Annotated in this window: 16 protein-coding genes; 6 read left to right on the forward strand and 10 right to left on the reverse strand. The window is 57.5% G+C overall.

Annotated elements, in window-relative coordinates:
• The first annotated feature begins 257 nt into the window (after nt 1-257).
• The gene (locus tag MOTHE_RS08450; protein ID WP_011393238.1) at nt 258-1070 is read left to right on the forward strand and encodes a DNA adenine methylase; all 813 of its coding nucleotides are present in this window, start codon (nt 258-260) and stop codon (nt 1068-1070) included.
• A 68-nt stretch (nt 1071-1138) separates the two neighbouring features.
• On the opposite strand, the gene MOTHE_RS08455 is transcribed toward MOTHE_RS08450, so the two are convergent.
• Together MOTHE_RS08455 and MOTHE_RS08460 are read right to left on the reverse strand one after the other, a co-directional pair.
• Nucleotides 1139-2230 (reverse strand): 6-phosphofructokinase, encoded by a 1092-nt coding sequence (locus tag MOTHE_RS08455; RefSeq protein WP_053094909.1) that lies wholly within the window; start codon nt 2228-2230, stop codon nt 1139-1141.
• Between the two features lie 277 nt (nt 2231-2507).
• Nucleotides 2508-3203 carry a DUF2225 domain-containing protein gene (locus tag MOTHE_RS08460; RefSeq protein ID WP_053094910.1) on the reverse strand — a complete coding sequence of 232 codons (696 nt, stop codon included), beginning with the start codon at nt 3201-3203 and terminating at the stop codon, nt 2508-2510.
• A gap of 199 nt (nt 3204-3402) precedes the next feature.
• Here MOTHE_RS08460 and MOTHE_RS08465 point away from each other — a divergent pair, with 199 nt between their 5' ends.
• From MOTHE_RS08465 to MOTHE_RS08480, 4 genes are all read left to right on the forward strand, one after another.
• Nucleotides 3403-4164, forward strand: a complete 762-nt coding sequence (locus MOTHE_RS08465; protein WP_011393241.1) for a flagellar motor protein — start codon at nt 3403-3405, stop codon at nt 4162-4164.
• 39 nt (nt 4165-4203) lie between these two features.
• Nucleotides 4204-4938, forward strand: a complete 735-nt coding sequence (locus MOTHE_RS08470) for an OmpA/MotB family protein (protein ID WP_011393242.1) — start codon at nt 4204-4206, stop codon at nt 4936-4938.
• Nucleotides 4939-5042: 104 nt separating this feature from the next.
• A complete protein-coding gene (locus MOTHE_RS08475) occupies nt 5043-7226 on the forward strand; it encodes an acyl-CoA dehydratase activase-related protein (protein ID WP_053094911.1) in 2184 nt (727 codons plus the stop codon).
• Nucleotides 7204-8223, forward strand: a complete 1020-nt coding sequence (locus tag MOTHE_RS08480) for an acyl-CoA dehydratase activase (protein WP_011393244.1) — start codon at nt 7204-7206, stop codon at nt 8221-8223. Before MOTHE_RS08475 ends, MOTHE_RS08480 begins: the two co-directional genes overlap by 23 nt.
• Nucleotides 8224-8385: 162 nt before the next feature.
• On the opposite strand, the gene MOTHE_RS08485 is transcribed toward MOTHE_RS08480, so the two are convergent.
• The 3 genes from MOTHE_RS08485 to MOTHE_RS08495 all read right to left on the reverse strand — a co-directional run bounded on the left by MOTHE_RS08485 (nt 8386) and on the right by MOTHE_RS08495 (nt 11647).
• Nucleotides 8386-9117 carry a pseudouridine synthase gene (locus tag MOTHE_RS08485; RefSeq protein WP_011393245.1) on the reverse strand — a complete coding sequence of 244 codons (732 nt, stop codon included), beginning with the start codon at nt 9115-9117 and terminating at the stop codon, nt 8386-8388.
• Between the two features lie 46 nt (nt 9118-9163).
• Nucleotides 9164-10324 carry a tRNA pseudouridine(13) synthase TruD gene (truD, locus tag MOTHE_RS08490; protein ID WP_053094912.1) on the reverse strand — a complete coding sequence of 387 codons (1161 nt, stop codon included), beginning with the start codon at nt 10322-10324 and terminating at the stop codon, nt 9164-9166.
• A gap of 177 nt (nt 10325-10501) precedes the next feature.
• Nucleotides 10502-11647, reverse strand: a complete 1146-nt coding sequence (locus MOTHE_RS08495; RefSeq protein ID WP_235551359.1) for an AAA family ATPase — start codon at nt 11645-11647, stop codon at nt 10502-10504.
• A 525-nt stretch (nt 11648-12172) separates the two neighbouring features.
• On the opposite strand from MOTHE_RS08495, the gene MOTHE_RS14295 reads away from it, so the two are divergent.
• Entirely contained in the window at nt 12173-12301 is a 129-nt protein-coding gene (locus MOTHE_RS14295; RefSeq protein ID WP_158499111.1) for a nucleotidyltransferase domain-containing protein, read from the forward strand.
• Nucleotides 12302-12389: 88 nt separating this feature from the next.
• Here MOTHE_RS14295 and MOTHE_RS08500 read toward each other — a convergent pair whose 3' ends face one another.
• From MOTHE_RS08500 to pheS, 5 genes are all read right to left on the reverse strand, one after another.
• Nucleotides 12390-13160 (reverse strand): arginase family protein, encoded by a 771-nt coding sequence (locus MOTHE_RS08500; protein ID WP_011393248.1) that lies wholly within the window; start codon nt 13158-13160, stop codon nt 12390-12392.
• A gap of 146 nt (nt 13161-13306) precedes the next feature.
• Entirely contained in the window at nt 13307-15259 is a 1953-nt protein-coding gene (locus tag MOTHE_RS08505; RefSeq protein ID WP_053094913.1) for a DNA polymerase/3'-5' exonuclease PolX, read from the reverse strand.
• Nucleotides 15256-15531, reverse strand: a complete 276-nt coding sequence (locus MOTHE_RS08510; protein WP_011393250.1) for a cell division protein ZapA — start codon at nt 15529-15531, stop codon at nt 15256-15258. Before MOTHE_RS08510 ends, MOTHE_RS08505 begins: the two co-directional genes overlap by 4 nt.
• Before the next feature lie 85 nt (nt 15532-15616).
• Nucleotides 15617-18028: a phenylalanine--tRNA ligase subunit beta gene (pheT, locus tag MOTHE_RS08515; protein ID WP_011393251.1), complete on the reverse strand. Its 2412-nt coding sequence runs from the start codon at nt 18026-18028 to the stop codon at nt 15617-15619.
• Nucleotides 18029-18042: 14 nt separating this feature from the next.
• Nucleotides 18043-19065, reverse strand: coding sequence for a phenylalanine--tRNA ligase subunit alpha (gene pheS / locus MOTHE_RS08520; RefSeq protein ID WP_011393252.1), 1023 nt, complete (start codon nt 19063-19065; stop codon nt 18043-18045).
• Nucleotides 19066-19401: the final 336 nt, after the last annotated feature.

Raw genomic sequence — 19401 nt, forward strand, 5'->3', positions numbered from 1 at the left:
TACCCTCCCGGGCCGGCCTCCGGCCCACCCGGTCAGGTTGTTCTAGTACTATTTTGCACTATATCCGGCCGAAATGCAAGAAGCATTTGCAGGCCGGAGGGAAAATTTAGCAGGGATTTCCCCTTCGACGGCGAAATATAACTGTTTGGTGGGCGTCTGGATAACATCGGTTCGTGGCGGGGACATCAGTCCCCATGAGTGCTCCTTATGGAACGGAAGTTCATGCAGTGGGGAGTTAAGGATCAGGTGAGTTATTATTGAGTGTTTCATCTCCAGTCCGGCCCTTTCTAAAGTGGGCCGGGGGCAAAGGGCAGTTACTCGAACAGCTGCAACCTTTACTGCCGCAAAACTACAGCCGCTACCTGGAACCCATGGTCGGCGGCGGTGCCCTCTTTTTCTACCTGCAACCTGCTTATGCCATCCTGGCCGACCTAAATGACGAGCTGATTAACGTTTACCGGGTGGTCAGGGATAATGTAGAAGAACTCATCGCCGACCTCCGGCGGCACAGGAACATCAGGGAATATTACTACGCCATCCGGGGTACTGACCCGGCTAGGCTGCCGCCGGTGGCGCGGGCTTCCCGCTTCATCTACCTCAACAGGACCTGCTACAACGGCCTCTACCGGGTCAACAGGCTGAATAAATTCAACGTTCCCTTCGGCAGGTACAAAAACCCGGATATTGTGAACGCCGCTGGCCTGCGGGCCGCCTCCTGGGCTTTGCAGGCGGCCGACCTCCGCGCCGGAGATTTCAGCCTGGTCCTGGAATACGCCCGGCCTGGCGATTTTATTTACTTCGATCCCCCTTACCAGCCCTTGAATCGCACCTCCCGCTTTACCAGTTACACGGCGGGAAACTTTGGTGAAGGGGAGCAAAAGCGGCTGGCCCGGGTGTTCCGGGAGCTTACCCGGCGGGGTTGCCTGGTGATGCTCAGCAACTCCGACACACCCCTCATCAGGGAACTCTACCGGGGTTTCCGCATCGAAACCGTCCAGGCCAGGCGGGCCATCAACTCCCGTCCCGACCGGCGCGGCAGCATCACCGAACTGGTTATCCTCAATTACTGAGGCCCGGTGCCGGCCATATGGCAACTGGCACCGGCAACCCGGCGGGACAGCGGCGATGATGTTTTTCATCACTCCCCGAAGCTAATTCCAATGGCCCTGGCTGCGGCCAGGAGCTGGTGGTCCCTTGGGATGGTCCGGGGCTTGCCGACGGCTTCTTCCAGGGGGACATGGGAGATATCGCTGCCCCGCAGGCAGACCATGACCCCGTGGACGCCCCTGACGGCCAGTTCGGCGGCCGCCACCCCGAAGCGAGTGGCCAGAACGCGGTCGTAGGAGGAAGGCGAGCCGCCCCGCTGGATATGGCCCAGGACCGTCACCCGGGTTTCGATGCCGCTCTTCTCTTCTATCAATTTACCCACCAGCTGGCCGATGCCACCCAGGCGCACCCTTTCCACGCTACCTTCCACCCGGCGCTGGACGACCAGCTCACCCTCCGGCGATTTGACCCCTTCGGCAACAACGACTATGCTGAAGGGCTTACCCTCGGCCCGCCGGGCCTCTATTTTAGCCAGCACACTTTCTATATTCCAGGGAATCTCAGGAATTAAGATTACATCCGCCCCGCCAGCCAGGCCGCTGTACAGGGCGATCCAGCCGGCATAACGACCCATAAGCTCCAGGACCATGACCCGGTGATGGGATTCCGCCGTGGTATGTAATTTATCCAGGGCGTCGGTGGCCGTCCTGACGGCCGTATCGAAACCGAAGGTCTGGTCGGTGGCCGCCAGGTCGTTGTCGATGGTCTTGGGGATGCCGATGACTCGCGCCCCTTTGGCCTTAAAGTCCCGGGCCCCCGCCAGGGTGCCATCACCGCCAACCACCAGGAGAACCTCGATGTTCATCTCCTTAAGGCGCTCGATGGCCAGGTCCGACATATCCCGGTAAATGGTCTCGCCATTTTCCTGGATAGGAAAATAAAAGGGATTGCTGCGGTTATTGGTACCCAGAATGGTGCCTCCCCGGTGGAGGAGGCCGGAAATAGCCGCTGGGTCCAGCCTGATATACCGGCCTTCAACGACGCCGGTATAACCATCCAGAAAGCCGATCATCTCATAGCCGTGGCTCATGGCCGTCTTCGTCGCCGCCCTGATGACGGCATTGAGTCCGGGGCAGTCGCCGCCGCCGGTGAGAATACCCAGGCGTTTGCACAAATCCCTCATCCCCCTTTAATTTTTAACCATCATAGCAATTTCCAGGAAGAAAAGCAAACCACAGTACGTGCGGATAGTCTGGTCCCGGCTCCGTCCAGGCATCCTTGCCTCAGAGGCCGGCCAAAAGGCCTCTCTATCCTCGGCCCCGCTTATCATCCATCGGCTTTCGCCAAGGCTGCTTAACCGCTCGGACCAGGTCGCTCGCTATAAACAAATGCCGGTTCGTTATTTTCATCCTTCTGTGGTGCCGCGCCAGCGGCCCGGATGCCTGCCCTGACATTAAGACCTATGGCGCGCCGGCAGGAGCTGTTTCCTTTAATCTTTCCCGGTAGACCTCCCAGCGTTCCAATAACAAATCATGGAGGTAGGGTTCCAGATTGCGGACATTTAACAAGCGCCCCAGCCACCGGCAGGCTTCCACATAATTGCCCAAGCGCCCCTCCAGTTCGCCGATCAGGTAGAGAATCAGGTTGGGGTTTCCCTCCCTGCCCGTGCCGTTCTCCTTCTGGTAGGCTTCCTGGTAGAGGTCATAGGCGTTCCGCAGGTACTTTTTTTCTGCCTCTTCTTCCTGGCTGTAACGGTAAAACCATGCAATATGTAAACAAATTCCTGCCAGGACCGATTTTCTTTCCTGGTTTAAATCTCCACATAAGAGGGCCAGCTTGTATACTTTTAAGGCATCGCCCAGGGTGCGCGGGCCGGTATAATCCTTATGGGTAATCTTGTTAATATACTCGCGGGTTATAACTTCCCGGCGCTCCTTTTTTACCGTTCCGAAGCCTGTGGTAAAGGCGTAACCGCAATGGGGACAAACGGCCACTTCGTAAAAGTAAGGGTTTTCGCCTTCAAAATAGGCACATAAATCGCTGTCACGCTTAACCTGGCGGATGCGGCTCAGGCGCAGCTTTTTGTTGGTAAATTCCCGGTCGCAGAATAGGCAACGGTAGTGCTTGTTGTATAAAGGCTCAATCGGGGCTACCATTTTAATTCCTCCAGCTTCTTGCTTGGCTCCGGTTTACCTAATTCTACGCTCGACCGTAACTTCCTCTGTAGCTCTCCTTTCCCGATAAGATTTTTTACTGGTTCCTTAACGTTCTTCCTTTGCAGCCGATTATATTTTATGTATCGAAGAAAAACTTAAAGGAGGGCAGTCCGGTTGCCGCCGCCGCACCGGACACTTTATGGACCTGGCAAGTATTCTCGGGTTAGCAACAGCCATCGCAGCCATTATTATCGCCCTGACCCTGGAAGGGAATAGCCTGGCCTCCCTGATCAACCTCCCGGCCATAATCATTATCCTCGGCGGTACCATAGGGGCCACCGCCTTCTCCTATCCCCTAAGGGAGCTTACTCGCGTCCCCGGGCTTTTAGGGCAGGTCTTCCAGGATAACCATGCCGATTTCGAGAATATCGTCAACACTCTGGTCGACCTGGCTGAAACCGCCCGCCGGGAAGGGCTCCTGGCTTTGGAAAGCCGCGCCCAGCAATTTAGCGATCCTCTCCTGCGTCATGGCCTCTCCTTTGCCGTCGATGGTATTGACCCGGAAGAGATCCGCCGGATCATGGAAAATGAAATCATGCGCCGCCAGCAGGATTATAAAACCGGTGCCGGGATCTTTGAGACGGCAGGCGGTTACGCCCCCACCATGGGTATTATCGGCACTGTTATCGGCCTGGTGCATGTCTTAAGCAATATCAGCGATACCACCAAACTGGCCGCCGCCATCGCCGTGGCCTTTCTGGCCACCCTTTATGGTATTGCCAGTGCCAATATCATCTGGTTACCCATGGCTGCCAAGCTGAAGACCCGCGCGGGGGAAAAAATGGTGGTCGACCAAATAATCATGGAAGGCATCCTCGGCATTGTCCAGGGGAAAAACCCGCGTTTAATCCGGCGTGAGCTGGGAATTCTGGCTGAAATAGAAACCTCCGGCGAAGTATAAAGGAAAACTTCTCCTGTTTAAAGAAGGGACCGAAAGGGTATGTCCATTTTCAAAAGACTGCAGGCCGGTGAAGAAAACCAGGGCAGCAGTCATGCCGGCGCCGGGAGCATGCGCTGGCTCTTAACCTACGCCGACCTGATCACCCTCCTAATGGCCTTTTTCATCGTCATGTACGCCGTTTCCAAGGTTGATATGGCCCGCTACCAGCAACTGGCGCAAGCCCTGAGCCAGATATTCACCAGCAGTGCCGGTAGTATGGTGCTCCCCGAACTTGGTAACGGCAACCAGGTAACGCCCCCGGACGAGCTGGCGGGCTTCAGCCAGGATTTACAGTCCTACCTGGCGGAACAGGGGTTGAAGGATCAGGTTTTTGTCACCGCCACCGACCAGGGATTGATCATAAGCTTTACCGGTTCAGTACTCTTTGACCGCGGCCAGGCCACCCTACGCCCAGCCTCAGTGCCCATTTTACAAAAAATCGCCGGTTACCTCGGGCAGGTGCCCAATTATATCGGCGTAGCCGGTTCTACTGATGACTTGCCCATCAACACCTCCCAGTTCCCCACCAACTGGGAACTGTCGGTCATCCGGGCCACTACGGTCATCCGTTATTTCACGGAAACCGCCGGCCTCTCCCCTTCCCGTTTCGTTGCCCTGGGCTACGGCCAGTATCATCCCCTTTTCCCCAATAACAGCGAAGAGGATCGCCGTAAAAACCGCCGCGTGGATATTATTATTTATAAAGAGAACCCCTTCGCCCATCAGGCCAGGTAGGCCCCGCCTCTGCGGGGCCTTTACCTTAAACTGCGCAGGAAAATAATTACTTAACAATAGACTGGGCCAGGAGTATAATTGGGCATAGCAAGAGGTGACGGCTTTTGTCATATCGCGTTGGTATACCGCGGGGACTCAGCTATTATTACCTGTTTCCTTTTATGCAGGGTTTTCTTACAGCCCTCGGCGTCGAAGTCGTCGTTTCGCCACCCACCGACGCCGTGACCCTGGCAGCCATGAACGCCTGCCCTACCGACGAACCCTGCGTCTCCGTCAAGCTCTACTTTGCCCATGCCAAAAGGCTGGTAGAGAGTGGCGTCGATTACCTCTTCATCCCGGTTCTCTCCAGCGTCGAAAAAGATAATTATTGCTGCCCCAAGCTCATCGGGGCGGCAGCCATGATCCGCAACGGCCTGGGGCTGGCTCCGGAGCAGGTGCTGGCCCCGGAGTGGAACGAGCGGGAAAAACCAGGCGCCTGGCGGGAAAACCTCCTGGAGATCGCCGCCCGTCTGGGGGCCGGGCCGGAACGCGCCGCGGCGGCCATCCGGGCCGGCCTCGAGAAACAGGCCGCCTGTGAAAGAATGGCGCGGCAGGGCTTGACCCTCCCCCTGGTCTACCACCGCCTCTGCGGTACAGAGAAACCGCGGCGGCAACAATTTGACCCCGAGGCCCGGTACGATGAGGGAGAGACCATCGCCGTCCTGGGCCATCCTTACCTGCTGTATGACGGGGCCGGCCACCAGATCGTAGAGCGCCTGGCTGAATACGCCCGGGTAATCACGCCAGAGATGGTGCCGCCGGAGGATTACCGGCCGGAAGTAGCCACCATTTTTGAAGGCACCCGCATGTGGGCCTATGAAGCCCGCATCCTGGGGGCGGGGTTCAGCCTGTTACGAAAAGGCCAGGTTACCAAAATGGTCCTGGTAGAAGCCTTCGAGTGCGGGCCTGCTTCGGTGATTGAGTCCTACCTGGAAGCCGAGGCCGAAAGGTTCGGCGTCCCCTTTCTTTTACTCACGGTGGACGAGCATACCGGGGAGGCCGGGCTGGTCACCAGGCTGGAGGCCTTTGTTGACACCAGCGGTAGCCGCCCGGTTAACCCGGCCGGAAAAAAACAGGCCTTTTTCTTCCCGGCATCGCGGGGAGGAGAACTTAAGGTGGGGGCCCCCGGCATGGGCCTGCTGGATATAGCCCTGGAGGCCGTCCTCCAGGAATGCCGGGTGGAAATGGTTCCCACCCCGCCGGTAACTAAGCGCACAGTGGAACTGGGTAAGGAACTGGCCCCCGAGTTCATCTGCTACCCCCTGGTCACTACCCTGGGGCAGATCCGGGAGGTCCTGGAACAGGGAGCCAATACCATCGTCATGGTAGGCGGTAAAGGGCGGTGCCGGTTGGGCTGGTATGCCCAGGTCCAGGAGCTGCTCTTAAAGCGCCTGGGCCGGGATTTTCACCTGGTGATCATTGATTCCCCCCTGCCCTGGCGGGAACGCTGGCCGGCCTTCAGGCAGGCGCTGAAGGAAATTACCAATAATGCTCCCCTCTGGCGGATCATTCAGGGGATTTACCTGGGCTACCACAAAATGGCCGCCCTGGACCAGGGGGAAGCCATGGTAAGACGAAAACGTGCCTATGAAAGCCAGCGCGGTGCCGCCGATAAGGCCTGGCGCCGCTTCGTGGGCCGGGTCAAAACGGCTGCGGGTGTCAGGTCAGTCAAACGAGTGTTCAATGAGTTCCGGGAAGAGCTGGCGGCAATCCCGGAAGTGCCCGCCAGCCCTTTACGGGTAAAAATTATCGGGGAGATCTATACCGTTCTGGAGGGCTTCGTCAACCAGGAGATTGAGCAATTTTTAGCCTCGCGGGAAGATTTGCGGGTCGAGGTGGTGCGTGAGATTACGGCTACCCAGTGGTTTAACCTGAATGTGTTGCACCGGCGCTATGAAGTCGAGCGCCACCGGGTCATAGTGACGGCGGCGGCTCCCTACCTCGATGTCAGCGTAGGCGGCCACGGCCAGGAGAGTGTGGGTGAGGCCGTCCTGGCCGCCCGGGAGGGTTACGACGGGGTTATCCAGCTCCTACCCTTCACCTGCATGCCGGAAATCGTGGCCCAGAATATCCTCGTGCCTTTAAGCGAAAAACTAGATCTACCCTTCCTCTCGCTGATTATCAACGAGCAGAACGGCACGGCGGGCTGGGAGACGCGCCTGGAAGCATTTCTCGAAGTACTGGCCGAGCGCCGCGAAAAACTGGCTGCCCCCGGAGGTGAAAAGCATGGAGTGCTTTTTGGGTATTGATGTCGGCAGCGTAAGCGCTAAAATCGTCGCCCTCGATGCCGGCAAAAATTTGCTCTTTGAAACTTATTTACGCACCCACGGCAACCCCATAGAAGCCCTGCAAGCCGGTTTTCAGCAACTGCAGGAACAATTACCGGACCTGCAGATCCTGGCCGTCGGCACCACCGGCTCGGGCCGCCACCTGGCCGCGGCCCTGGTAGGGGCTGATACCATCAAGAATGAGATAACCGCCCATGCCGTAGCCGCCAGGGAGGTAAACCCCGATGTCCGGACGGTAATTGATATTGGCGGGCAGGACTCAAAGATCATCTTTTTGAAAGATGGGGTTTCCCGCGGCTTTAACATGAACAGTGTTTGCGCTGCTGGTACCGGTTCTTTCCTGGATCACCAGGCCAGCCGCCTCAATGTTCCCATAGAAAAGTTCGGTGAATTGGCCTTGCGTTCTACCAGCCCGGTCCGCATCGCCGGGCGCTGCGGCGTTTTTGCCGAATCCGACCTTATCAGCAAGCAACAGATGGGTTACAGCAAGGAAGATTTAATCGCCGGCCTGTGCCTGGCCCTGGCCCGCAACTACCTGGCCAACGTCGCCCGGGGGAAAGAGATCCAGCCGGTGGTCCTCTTCCAGGGCGGCGTGGCGGCCAACGTCGGGCTGCGGGCGGCCTTTGAGACCCTCCTGGGTATTCCCATTATAGTGCCCCCCTATTACCGGGTCATGGGGGCCCTAGGGGCGGCCCTCCTCGCCCGGGAAAAGTGGCAGAAAACCAAAGCCCCCAGCGCCTTCCGGGGGGTACGGGCCATAGCCCAGTTTAAGTGCGCGCCGCGGAGCTTTATTTGCAACGATTGCGCCAATAGCTGTGAAATCAGCGAGCTGTATATCTGTGGGGAAATCGTCGGCCGCTGGGGAAGCCGCTGTGGCAAATGGGCCAACCTGCGGCTGTCGTCCGCCGACCGTGAAGATCAGCGCGAGAAACTCACATTGATGCGCCTGGGAGCTTAAAGGGTTCGGCTTTTATCACCTTTTCATAGCAAAGCAAACCAGAGGCAAACCCCTGCCCCACCGGCCGGTTCTTTGACCCCTTTACCCCTTAAAAATCCCCGGGAGCTACCCCCCAGGTGGGGTCGGGCAGCTCCCGGAAGGATTTGCCTTCCCTGCCGGCATTTAAAGTAATTCCCGCAGCTTGATGATTTCTTCTTCCGTCAATTCCCGGTACTCGCCGGGCCTTAAAAGTTCGTCCAGCCTTAAGGGTCCCATAGCGATTCGTTTAAGATATAGCACTCTTTTACTTACAGCCTCAAACATGCGTTTGACCTGATGATATTTTCCTTCATAAATGGTGAGCTCAACCTCCGATTCCGTTCCGGAGCGGAGGATCGTTAACTCGCCAGGCATGGTTCGATAGCCGTCATTCAAGATTATCCCCTGGCGGAACGCTTCTACGTCTGTTTCCGTAACTATACCGTCTACCACAGCGTAATACATTTTGGACACATGTTTTTTGGGCGATAGAAGCCGGTGGGCCAGTTCGCCGTCATTGGTGAGCAAAAGCAGCCCCTCGGCATCTTTGTCCAGTCTCCCTACCGGGAAGGGATGAAAGGCACGATACCGGGGAGGAAGCAGGTCGACTACTACTTTGGCATATCTATCCTCTGTAGCGGAGAGGACACCCTGCGGCTTATTTAACATTAAATAGATGTACTCTTCATACACCAGGGGTTCGCCGTTCACCTCAATGTAATCCCGGCCTGGGATAACATGTAACCCTGGGTCCTCAGCCGGCCTGCCGTTGACCTGCACTCTTTTCTCTTTTATCAGCTTCTTAATCATTTTACGCGTACCAAACCCCATGTGGGCCAGCACTCTATCCAGGCGCTGCCGCTCCTTTGCCGCCATTTTTTACCTCATCACCCTTCCCTATCCCGCCGGATGCCATCCCGGTTCAAGGCATGGTCAGCCTTTTGATGAGCATTGTCCCGTAGCTCCCCCGCGGCAGCTTGAAGAAGAGGCGGATTTTTTGCCTGCCGGGGTAAAGGTCATCGGGCTCCGCCGGCTGTATTCGAAAATTACCGGGAAAAACTATGGCTTCCCTGGGCGTCGACTTAAAAAAGGCCTGCCGGACCTTACGCAGGTTGAAACTGCTGCGCTTGATGCCCCTTTCTTCCAGGATGGCCGCAAAGAGCCGCTCGCTCATGGCATCGGGAAATTCCATGCGGCTGGCAGCCAGCGGTAAGCTAAGCGCTCTTAAATAGCCCAGCTCTTTCCTTTCTAGACGCCGGTAAAAAAGATAGGGCCCGGCGGTGCCGGGTACGGCCGTAAGATCGAGGCCGAATTCCTGCAAAATCCTCCTTAAAAGCTCGTTAAAAAGAAAACTCTGGTAGGCTGAAAAAAGCAGGGAGAGCTCTTCGCGGGGTATCATCTGCAAAGCCTCGATGTAAGCTTTGGGTTTTTCGACAAGCAAGGAAAATATTCTGCTCTCCATAGTGGTTTTAGCACGTGCCAGGCAGGTCGACCAATCACCCCAGTGTTCGCGGAAAAAGAGCTTGCGTTCCCTGGCCTCTTTTTTTTCTTCCGGGTAAATGCCGGTAAGGTAGATCTGCAGGCTGCCGTTATAATGCTTCTTCAGCAGTCTCTCGGCCATGAGGCCCATCTGGCGGTCCATGCTGCCAAAACGCTGGTTGTCATAGTAGTTGGGGTAGCCGAAACCCCGCACCTCGTCAACCCGGCGGCTGATGCGGCATACCTCCGCCGCTCCCAGGGCGCGGATGGTGATAGCAAACTCGTTCCCCTCCAGGAGATCGGGACCCATGGGCCTGTCCATATAGCCAATACTCTGCAAGGAAAAGTTTTCTGCCTCAGTGGTTAAATCGGCGGGATGCTTCACTGTGACGTACTGAAAGGTATGGGCGTGCCAGTCCTTTAACCCCCCGTAAGCAAAAAGTCGGTAGGGAAGGCGATGGGCCTTTGCCAGCCGTATCAAAAGATCGATGGTATTCCATCCCTTCTTTTCAAAAAGATACAGCCGGTAAGGCCCCTTTTCCCGAATAGGAAGGCGGGCCAGTTCCCGGACCACGAAATCCTCGGGGATCACCTTTAATTTCATTGCTTTACTCCTTATGCCTGGTTATCACCTTCCTAAATATGTACCACAATCCCTACCGCTTTGCAAATGGACCGGAGCGAAAACAAAAGCCGGAACCCTATTACGCCCAGTCCAGCATATGATGTATTGGATAACCACCCTTACCGGCGCCCGTTTTCCATTTCGCGCAATACGGCATCACTGAAACTGCTGCAAAATATACTGCTGGAACATTGGCTCAACAAAAACATAGCTCCCACGGGCCGTTTTTTCAATAACTGCCCTGCTGATTAGATGGTCGACAGCCCGTTTGATTTTATTTGGGTGGATACCCTCTTGATATACATTTTCGCCTGCCGCAAGCTGGTATAGCACCCTCCGGACTTGAGGACGAGTGCTTAAATCATCCAGCATTTCATCAAAGATTGGGGCAAGGGCCAGCATTGCCCGGTTATATCCTAACCGGACGTAGTCGCGCGTAAGGACATTATTACCAGTTTCCAAAAGGGTATAATAAACTTCCGAACAAAGGAACATTGTATCTTGCGGGTGACCACCGGAAAATTGAATAATCTCTTTTACCACCTCCGCATCGGTTTGAATGTTTCTGGAGGCAAATTTTTGAGTAATATATGGTATCCAATCGTCTTCAGCTATAATAGGAATGGGAAGCATGATGGCAAAGCGGTAGAATGCTTCCTTTCTCCCACCAAAAAGGGTCTGCATCATGCCTTCCTTCGACCCTAGAAAGAGGTAGGCCACGCCTTTTTGGGTCTGGAAATGGGCACGCATCCGTTTAAAGATTTCGGGGTCCGTTACCCTGGAGGCCTCCTGAAACTCATCAAACATGACCACCATTACCTTTTCATCCCTGTCGGCCAGGATACCCGGAAGCTTCAAGGCATAGTCAAGGAGTTCGTCGTCCGATTTTTTATCGGGAAACCCGAAGGAAATCTCCAGGTCTTTAAGTTTAATAGCAAACTGCGCTCCACCAGCCATGGCTTTAGCCCGATCCCGTAAGACGTTCAAGGTTTTATTAATTCCCGTCCTGTTTTCCAGACATGCGTCAATCAAACTGGCAGCAAAATCCCGCTTGCCGGAAAAACGGAAGAAGTCCACGGCGGCGGTATAAGCTCCCTTATTTTTCATCCTACGCAGGACTTCGTGGGCTAGAGATGTCTTGCCAATGCGACGAGGTCCTGCCAACATCACACTTTGTCCTTCTGAAAGGCGATTGACTAAAGAAACGATGAATTGTTCCCGGCCGACCAGGTCTTCCTTAGCAACAGGACCGCCAAGCGGGAATAGTCCTTTTGTCATAACGAAACCTCCGTTGATGCTCACTATTTTGGTGATATTATATCACAATCACCGTGATATGACAACAATTTTTACCAATAAACATTTTGGGTACTAGTCCATGGTCCTGCTTAATAACCCTGTTAATTGGTGTTATAATATAACTACATGGAGATGGAAAAATGGAACAGGTCGGTATTAGAAAGATGAAAACATCCTTAAGTCACTATATAAAGCGAGTTAAGCAGGGTGAATCTTTTATTATTACCGAGCGCGAGGTCCTGGTTGGTTCAGAAGGGTTTTTCAGAAGATCTTAAGGGAAAACCAAATCGACCGAAAGAGGCCTTTGAACGGGCTTTGAAACTAACCGGGAAGGCCCGTTCTTCTTCATTGTATTATCAGTTAGCCATATCTGTAAGCCTGGAAAGCTGCATAAATCCGGCATTTGTAAAGTTGAAAGCTACCTTGAAGAAATGGTTCTCCACAGAATGAAAATCAGGCCTCTTTATGGTATCGAAGTTAGTTAATTTTCAGCTAACTCGATTGGACGTGGCGGTGTCTCTAAACAGCATGGCGGATTTCGCAGGTGGACAGGAGGATGTCCTAGCCTTGTTTTTATTTGGCTCCTACGGTACGAAATGGCAAACGGCACTATCGGATGTTGATCTGGCAGTACTGCCGATGCCGGAAACCTCGTAGGACTAAAAGCGCGAATTGGAGCTTATGGCTGAGTTTTGCCATATTTAGCGGAGCGACGTGAATACTGGATTTCTGAAGGGGCATCCTGCTAGGACGCCTTCTTATAGCTGCCAGCCAGCAGCAGGGTGCGGAGGATCATTACATTGGCACGCATGTTCTTGCGGATAGCTTCCCGGCCGGCAGGACGCAACTGATCCAGGGGGTGCAGGGGGGCCTCGCCGCAGACGTCGGCAGCGGCTACCTCTTTCTGCTGCGTAATCTCCCGCAGGGCCAGTAAAAGTTCCGCCAGGGTCATCGACCCCTGTTCCCAGTTGGTGACGGCATCCTCCCGGCACAACACGTCTTTATCGATGCTGATATAAACGGTCCCGGTAGAATTATTTAAAACCTGCCGGAGCCAGGCCTTACCGGTGAAAAAAAGGAAGAGTACCTTCTCGCGGTGACGGGGTGGCACCCACCGCATTTCATCCCCGCGGGTTCCGATAATTATGGCCTTCTGCAGGTACGGCAGCTCAAGGGCCCGGGCCACCCAGGAAGCGCAGGAAAGAGGGGCATGCGGGTGATCTTGCTTGAGGTCGGCATGATTGTCAAAGAGGATTAAGGTAAAGGGGCGGGTCATGGCCGCCAGCAGCAGGTAGGATACATAATGGAAGTCACCGCTGCCGATTAAGGTAATCCCCCTTTTAGTCTTACCCAACCGGGTGGCTATCTCTCCCAGGACCTCCGGAGCGCAATACATCCTGGTACCCTTGAGGTCCCGCAGGTCGACCAGGTCATGGGGGAAACGGCGCAGCTCTTCCTGTTTAGCTAAGGTATCATCAAAATTCAGCAAGGTGACAACCTTCGGTCCTGTAAACATGGATCATCATCCCGGAAAATTATCACCTGTATTGCCCAGCATTTATTATACCATGATTTCCAGGGTTGACAAAAGGTGCAGGGTTTACCGCCATAAGTTAAAGGCCGCCAGGGTTAACCTGGTGGCCTCTATTTTTAAATACTGTTTTACGCCCCGTGCCTGTTCCGCTTCAACCCGGCCAGCAGCCGTTCCAGTTCCCAGGTGTTGACTACGTCCGCGGGTTCCAGCCAACCGCGCCGGGCGGTGAGGACGCCGTACTCCATGTCCGCGAGACGGTGAGGGTCATGGGCATCGGTATCAATGGCGATGGGTACGCCGTATTCTTTGGCCAGGCGGGCCGAGGTATCGTTTAGATCCAGCCGTTCGGGGCTGGCGTTGATCTCCAGGATGGTCCCCGTCTCCGCCGCCAGTTCTATAACCCTCTTGACATCTACGGCGTAGGGCTGCCGCCGGCCCAGCATGCGGCCGGTGGGGTGTCCCAGGATATCCACATAAGGGTTGCGCAGGGCCGCTTCCAGGCGGGCCATGATTTGCTCCCTCTCCTGGCGGAAGCCGGAATGGATGGAGGCGATAACCAGATCGAATTCCTTTAAAACCTCATCTTCGTAGTCCAGGCGGCCGTCGGCCAGGATGTCCACTTCGATCCCGGCCAGGATGGTGATGCCTTCCAGTTCCTCATTCAGGCGGGCAATCTCTTCCCGCTGGGCCTTTAACTGTTCAAGGCTCAGGCCCCGGGCCACCGTCAGGGAGCGGGAGTGGTCGGTGATGGCGATATACTGGTAGCCCCTGGCCCTGGCTGCCGCGGCCATGGCGGCAATGGTCTCCACTCCGTCGCTGTAGCGGCTGTGCATATGCAGGTCGCCACGGATATCGGCGAGGGTAACAAGGTGGGGCAGTTCCCCCCGCCGGGCGGCTGCGAGCTCTCCCCGGTCTTCCCGGAGTTCGGGGACGATGTAAGGTAAACCCAGGCGCTGGTAAAAGGCAGCTTCAACCGGCTCCCTCACCCCGGCGTGTTCTTCCCGTGCATTGGTCCCGGTACCGGCATGTGTAAGGGGTGCGCCGGCGTGTGCAGGGGGGACGCCGGTACCAGGAGCACCGCCGGCGACCCCGGGGGTATCCTCCTTAGCCGTCGCCCCGGATGTTGCAAAGGCGGCAGCTGCTTCCCCATGGGACCCGCCGCCCTTTCCCGGGGCTTCCGTAGTTCCCCCGGCCAGCACGTCCTCCTCCTCGGCCAGCCAGCGCGGGGTAACCAGGCCCAGGTCGGCCGCCCCAAGGCCTCTTTCGGCGGCCAGGCGAAGCAGGGCCCGGCGATGCGCCTTTGACCCGGTGGCATAAAAGAGGGTGGCCGGGAAATCCTCCGGGGGAACCATGATCACTTCGATCTTCAGGCCCAGGTTCGTCTGCAGGGCCAGGCGGTCCGGTTCCCTGGCCAGGACTTCCTTGACCTGGGGGTGGCGGACCAGGACTGCCGCCACCTGGTTGTCCGGCTCGACGGCGGCCACCAGATCAATATCCCCCACCATTTCTTTACCGCGGCGGACGCTCCCGGCTATTTCCGCCCGGACCACCCCCGGCAGGGCCAGGAGTTGAGCCCGCAACAACAGGGCCAGGGGCCGGGCCACCCCCAGGGGTACCCGGTCCTGGACCTCCCGCAGCATCTCCAGCCCCCGCAGAATGGCCAGTTCCGTCTTGCTGCCCAGACCCGGCAGGGTGCGGATGCGCCTCTCCCAGGCCGCCTGTTCCAGCTCAGCCAGGGTCGTAATCCCCAGTCCCTGGTGAATCTGGCGGACGGTACGGCTGCCCAGCCCCGGGATGGCCAGCATCTCCCGCAGGCCCGGCGGCACTTCCCGGCGGAGATTGTCGAGAAAGGTAGAGCGGCCTGTAGTCAGGAGTTCGGCGAGCTTTTTGGCCAGGTTCTTGCCCACGCCGGGTATCTCCTCCAGGGCGCCGCGGGCGTATAGATCGGCCGCCTCTTCCTCCAGGTTCTCCAGGGAACGGGCGGCACGATGGTAGGCCCGCACCTTAAAGGGCTCCTCCCCCTTTAACTCCAGCAAGTCGCCCATTTCCGCCAGGGCCCAGGCCAGCTCCAGGTTGGTCAACCCTGTTTTTCCTCCTGTATCAATTTCACCAGGGTGTCGTAATCCTGCTGTACTTTGTAGAGCTCGTCGGCAATATTCAACGCGGCGAGGACGGCCACCTTCACGGGCGAATAGTGGGGGAATTTCTGGTTTACCTGACGCATCTTTTTATCCACATAGGCGGCCAGCATCTGGATATATTCCGGGGCTTCCCCTTTAACTACATAGTCCTGGCCGTTAATATTCACTGTGGTGCGGTCCTGAGCCGCCACCTGGCCTTCGGCCTGGGGCAAGCTGATCCCTCCCTTTCGCCTGGTAGCTTTTTTACCTTACTTTCGCTTCCGGGCGGCAAAATCCTCCCGCCGGCAAAAAAATCTCCTACTGTCGCAAACTGGCCCCCAGACGTTCCTCCAGGGCCCTTTGAATCCTTTCCTGGGCTGCATTGACCTCGGCATCGGTCAGGGTCCGGTCGGGCAACTGATAGACCAGGGAATAGGCCAGGCTCTTGCATCCCTCCGGCACCGGGGCGCCTTCATAGACATCGAAGAGGGCGATGGCCCGCAGCAGTTCGCCCCCGGCCTCCCTGATTACCCCGGCCACGGCCGCCGCCGGGGTCGTGGCCGGCACCACCACCGCCAGGTCCCGTTCCACGGCCGGGAAACGGGGCAGGGGTTCATAGCGGGGCACCCTCAGTGCCAGGTCCCCGGCAGCCTCCCAGTCCAGTTCAAAGGCGCAGGCCCTTGCCGGCAGCTCCACGGCCGCCAGAACATCCGGGTGCAGTTCCCCCAGGTAGCCCAGGACCCTGGTACCGGCCTTGATGGTCGCGGCCCGGCCGGGATGGAGGAAGGGATAGGCATTACTGGCTTCCCAGGAAACGTCCCTTACCCGGAGCCGGCTGAATATACTTTCGAGGATACCCTTCAGGTAATAAAAATCCATCTCCCCGGCCGGCCAGTTCCATCCCCGCGGGGTGGTCCCCATGACCAGCCCGGCCAGGCGCAGTGGTTCACCGGGCCGGCGGGACCCTGCCGGTATAAATACCCGCCCCAGTTCATAGATGGCCACCGGCAGCACCCGGCGGCTGGCGTTTCGGCCGGCCACCTCCAATAAGCCCGGCAGCAAGGAGGGCCGCATGATGCTCTGCTCTTCCCTTAAAGGATTCTGGATCTTCACTGTACGGCGCCAGGGGTGGTCCTCCGGCAGCCGCAGTTGATCCAGGGCCCTGGGACCGATAAAGCTGTAGGTGATGACCTCCGCCAGCCCGGCGGCCGCCGCCGCTTCCCTGCCGGCCTCTTCCCAGCGCTGGGCCGGGGCCTGTTTTTCCCTGGCCGTGAGGTTACCCGGCAGGGTGACGGGGATGCGGTTATAGCCATAGAGGCGGGCTATCTCTTCCACCAGGTCAATCTCCCCGGTCAGGTCGCCCCGGTAGGCCGGGACGGTCACCTGGAAGGGGCCTTCACCCCGGACTTCCAGGTGCAGGCGCTCCAGGAGTTCCTTCATGGTTGTTGGTGCCAGTTCCGTCCCCAGGAGGTAGTTTACCCGCTCCGGCCGCAGCTCAATAGTGACCGGCTGGCGCCGTTTTACATAGCAGTCGATGCGGCCAGGGGCCACCCGGCCCCCGGCCAGTTCGGCCATTAACCGCGCCGCCCGGTCGGCCGCAGCTGGCGCGCCCTCCAGGTTGACCCCCCGTTCAAAACGGGTCGAGGCCTCCGAGCGCAAGCCCAGGCGGCGGGAGGTACGGCGGATGGAAGCACCGTCAAAATGGGCGGATTCGATCAGGATATTGGTGGTTGCCGGGGTAACCTCCGTCGCCAGCCCTCCCATGACGCCGGCTACGGCTACCGGCCGCGCAGCGTCGGCGATGACCAGCATCTCCGGATCCAGCTCCCGTTCCACTCCATCCAGGGTCGTTATTTTTTCTCCCGGCCCGGCCCGGCGCACGATTATCCGGTGTCCTTCCAGGAGGTCGTAATCAAAGGCATGGAGGGGCTGGCCCATCTCCAGCATGATAAAGTTAGTTATGTCAACCACGTTGTTGATCGGCCGCATACCTGCGGCCCGTAAAAAGGCCTGCAGCCAGGCCGGTGAGGGGCCGATGCGCACTCCCTGGACCAGGCGAGCCACATAGCGGGCGCAGAGGTCCGGGGCGGTAATTTCTACCGTCGCCAGACCGGTAATTTCCGGGCCGTCCTCGCCGGGAAGAGTGGCCGGCAGGTGGATGGGGGCGCCGGTAATAGCCGCCACTTCCCGTGCGACGCCCAAAATGCTCAGGCAGTCGGCCCGGTTGGGGGTCAACTCCAGAACCAGGACTACGTCCTTGAGGCCCAGGACTTCAGCCGCATCCGCTCCCGGGGAGGCATCGGGGGGCAGGGTGATGATGCCTTCCCTGTCTTCCGGGGAAACCAGGCTGACATCCAGGCCAAGCTCCTGGGCCGAACAAAGCATTCCTTCGGAGACCACGCCGCGGAAGGTAGCCCGGTGAATCTCCCTTCCTCCCGGCAACCTGGCGCCTTCCAGGGCGACGGCTACCATCTGGCCCTCATGGACGTTGGGAGCCCCCGTTACCAGCTGGAGTTCCCGGCCGGCGTCGACGTTGCAGATGACCAGGTGGTCGGCATCGGGATGGGGGGTGATGGTTTTTATTTTCCCGGCCACTACCTTCTGAAAGCCGGGGGTGAGGTCTTCGACACCCTCAACCGCCAGGCCGGCCATGGTGAGCTTGTCGGCCAGCTCTGCAGGCGGCAGGGTGACGTCGACGTATTGTTGTAGCCATTTATACGGGACTCGCAAAGGCATTCACTCCTTTAAAACTGCCGCAGGAAGCGCAGGTCGTTTTCATAGAAGAGGCGCAGGTCGTCGATGCCGTACTTCAGCATGGCCACCCGCTCCACGCCCAGGCCAAAGGCAAAGCCGCTGACCTCCTCCGGGTCGTAGCCGGACATGCTTAAAACCTTAGGGTGAACCATACCGCAGCCAAGGATCTCCAGCCAGCCGGTGTGGGAACAGACACGACAGCCGCTGCCGCCGCACATGACGCAGGACATATCTACTTCCGCGCTGGGCTCGGTGAAGGGGAAATAGCTGGGCCGGAAACGCACCCGGACCTGTTCGCCGAACATCTGCTTTAAAAAAGCCATCAAGGTGCCTTTAAGGTCGCCGAAGGTCACCCGCCGGTCCACCAGCAGGCCCTCCACCTGGTGGAACAAGGGGGAGTGGGTGGCGTCATCGTCGCGCCGGTAGACTTTACCCGGCGCAATAATACGGATTGGCAGTTGGGGATGCCGCGCTTCCATCACCCTCACTTGTACCGGGGAGGTATGGGTACGCAGGAGTACGTCTTCGGTAATGTAAAAGGAATCCTGCATATCCCGCGCCGGGTGCTCCTTGGGTAAGTTCAGGGCCTCAAAGTTATAGTAGTCGCTCTCCACCTCCGGCCCCTCGGCGACGTCAAACCCCAGGCCGATAAAAACGGCCTTGATTTCGTTCAATATCTGATAAAGGGGGTGACGGTTGCCCCTGGTAACCGGACGTCCCGGCAGGGTCACATCAAGGGCTTCCGCCCGCAAGCGCTCCGCCTGTTCGCGGCGGGAGAGATTCTCCCGGTGTTCTTTCAGAGCCCCTTCCAGCTCTTCCCGTACCTTGTTGGCCATCTGTCCTACCCGGGGCCGCTCTTCAGGTGGAAGTTTACCCATCCCCCGTAAAACCCGGGTCAGTTCACCCTTTTTTCCCAGGTACCGGACCCGTAAGGCCTCCAGTTCCTCGCTGCTGGTGGCCGCTGCCACCCGGGCCAGGGCTTCCTCCCGAATTTTGGCGATAACTTCTAACATTGAGGTCACCTCGTTCTGACAAAATAAAAAGCCTTCGCCCCTTCGGGACGAAAGCTAATAACATCCTCAAACCACCCCAAGTTACCCGGCACCATCATGCCGTTCCCCTCTAACGGCGGGAAAACCGGCCCGGCCTACTCTTCTTTTCAGCCTGCTGCTCCCGGGGGAACTTCGACCGGCCTTTCCCCGGCAGCGCTTCCAGTCAGCGACGCCGCCTCCCTGTGGGTTCCGCACCGGCTACTTTACCCGTTCATAGCATTTCCACTATAACAATTTTCAGCCTACTGCAAAACCATCCGTCGATAAAGAATGTAAGCAGCTATGGAACCTGTTTTT

Origin of the sequence: Moorella thermoacetica (assembly GCF_001267405.1) — a bacterium.
Lineage (GTDB): Bacteria > Bacillota > DSM-521 > Neomoorellales > Neomoorellaceae > Neomoorella > Neomoorella thermoacetica.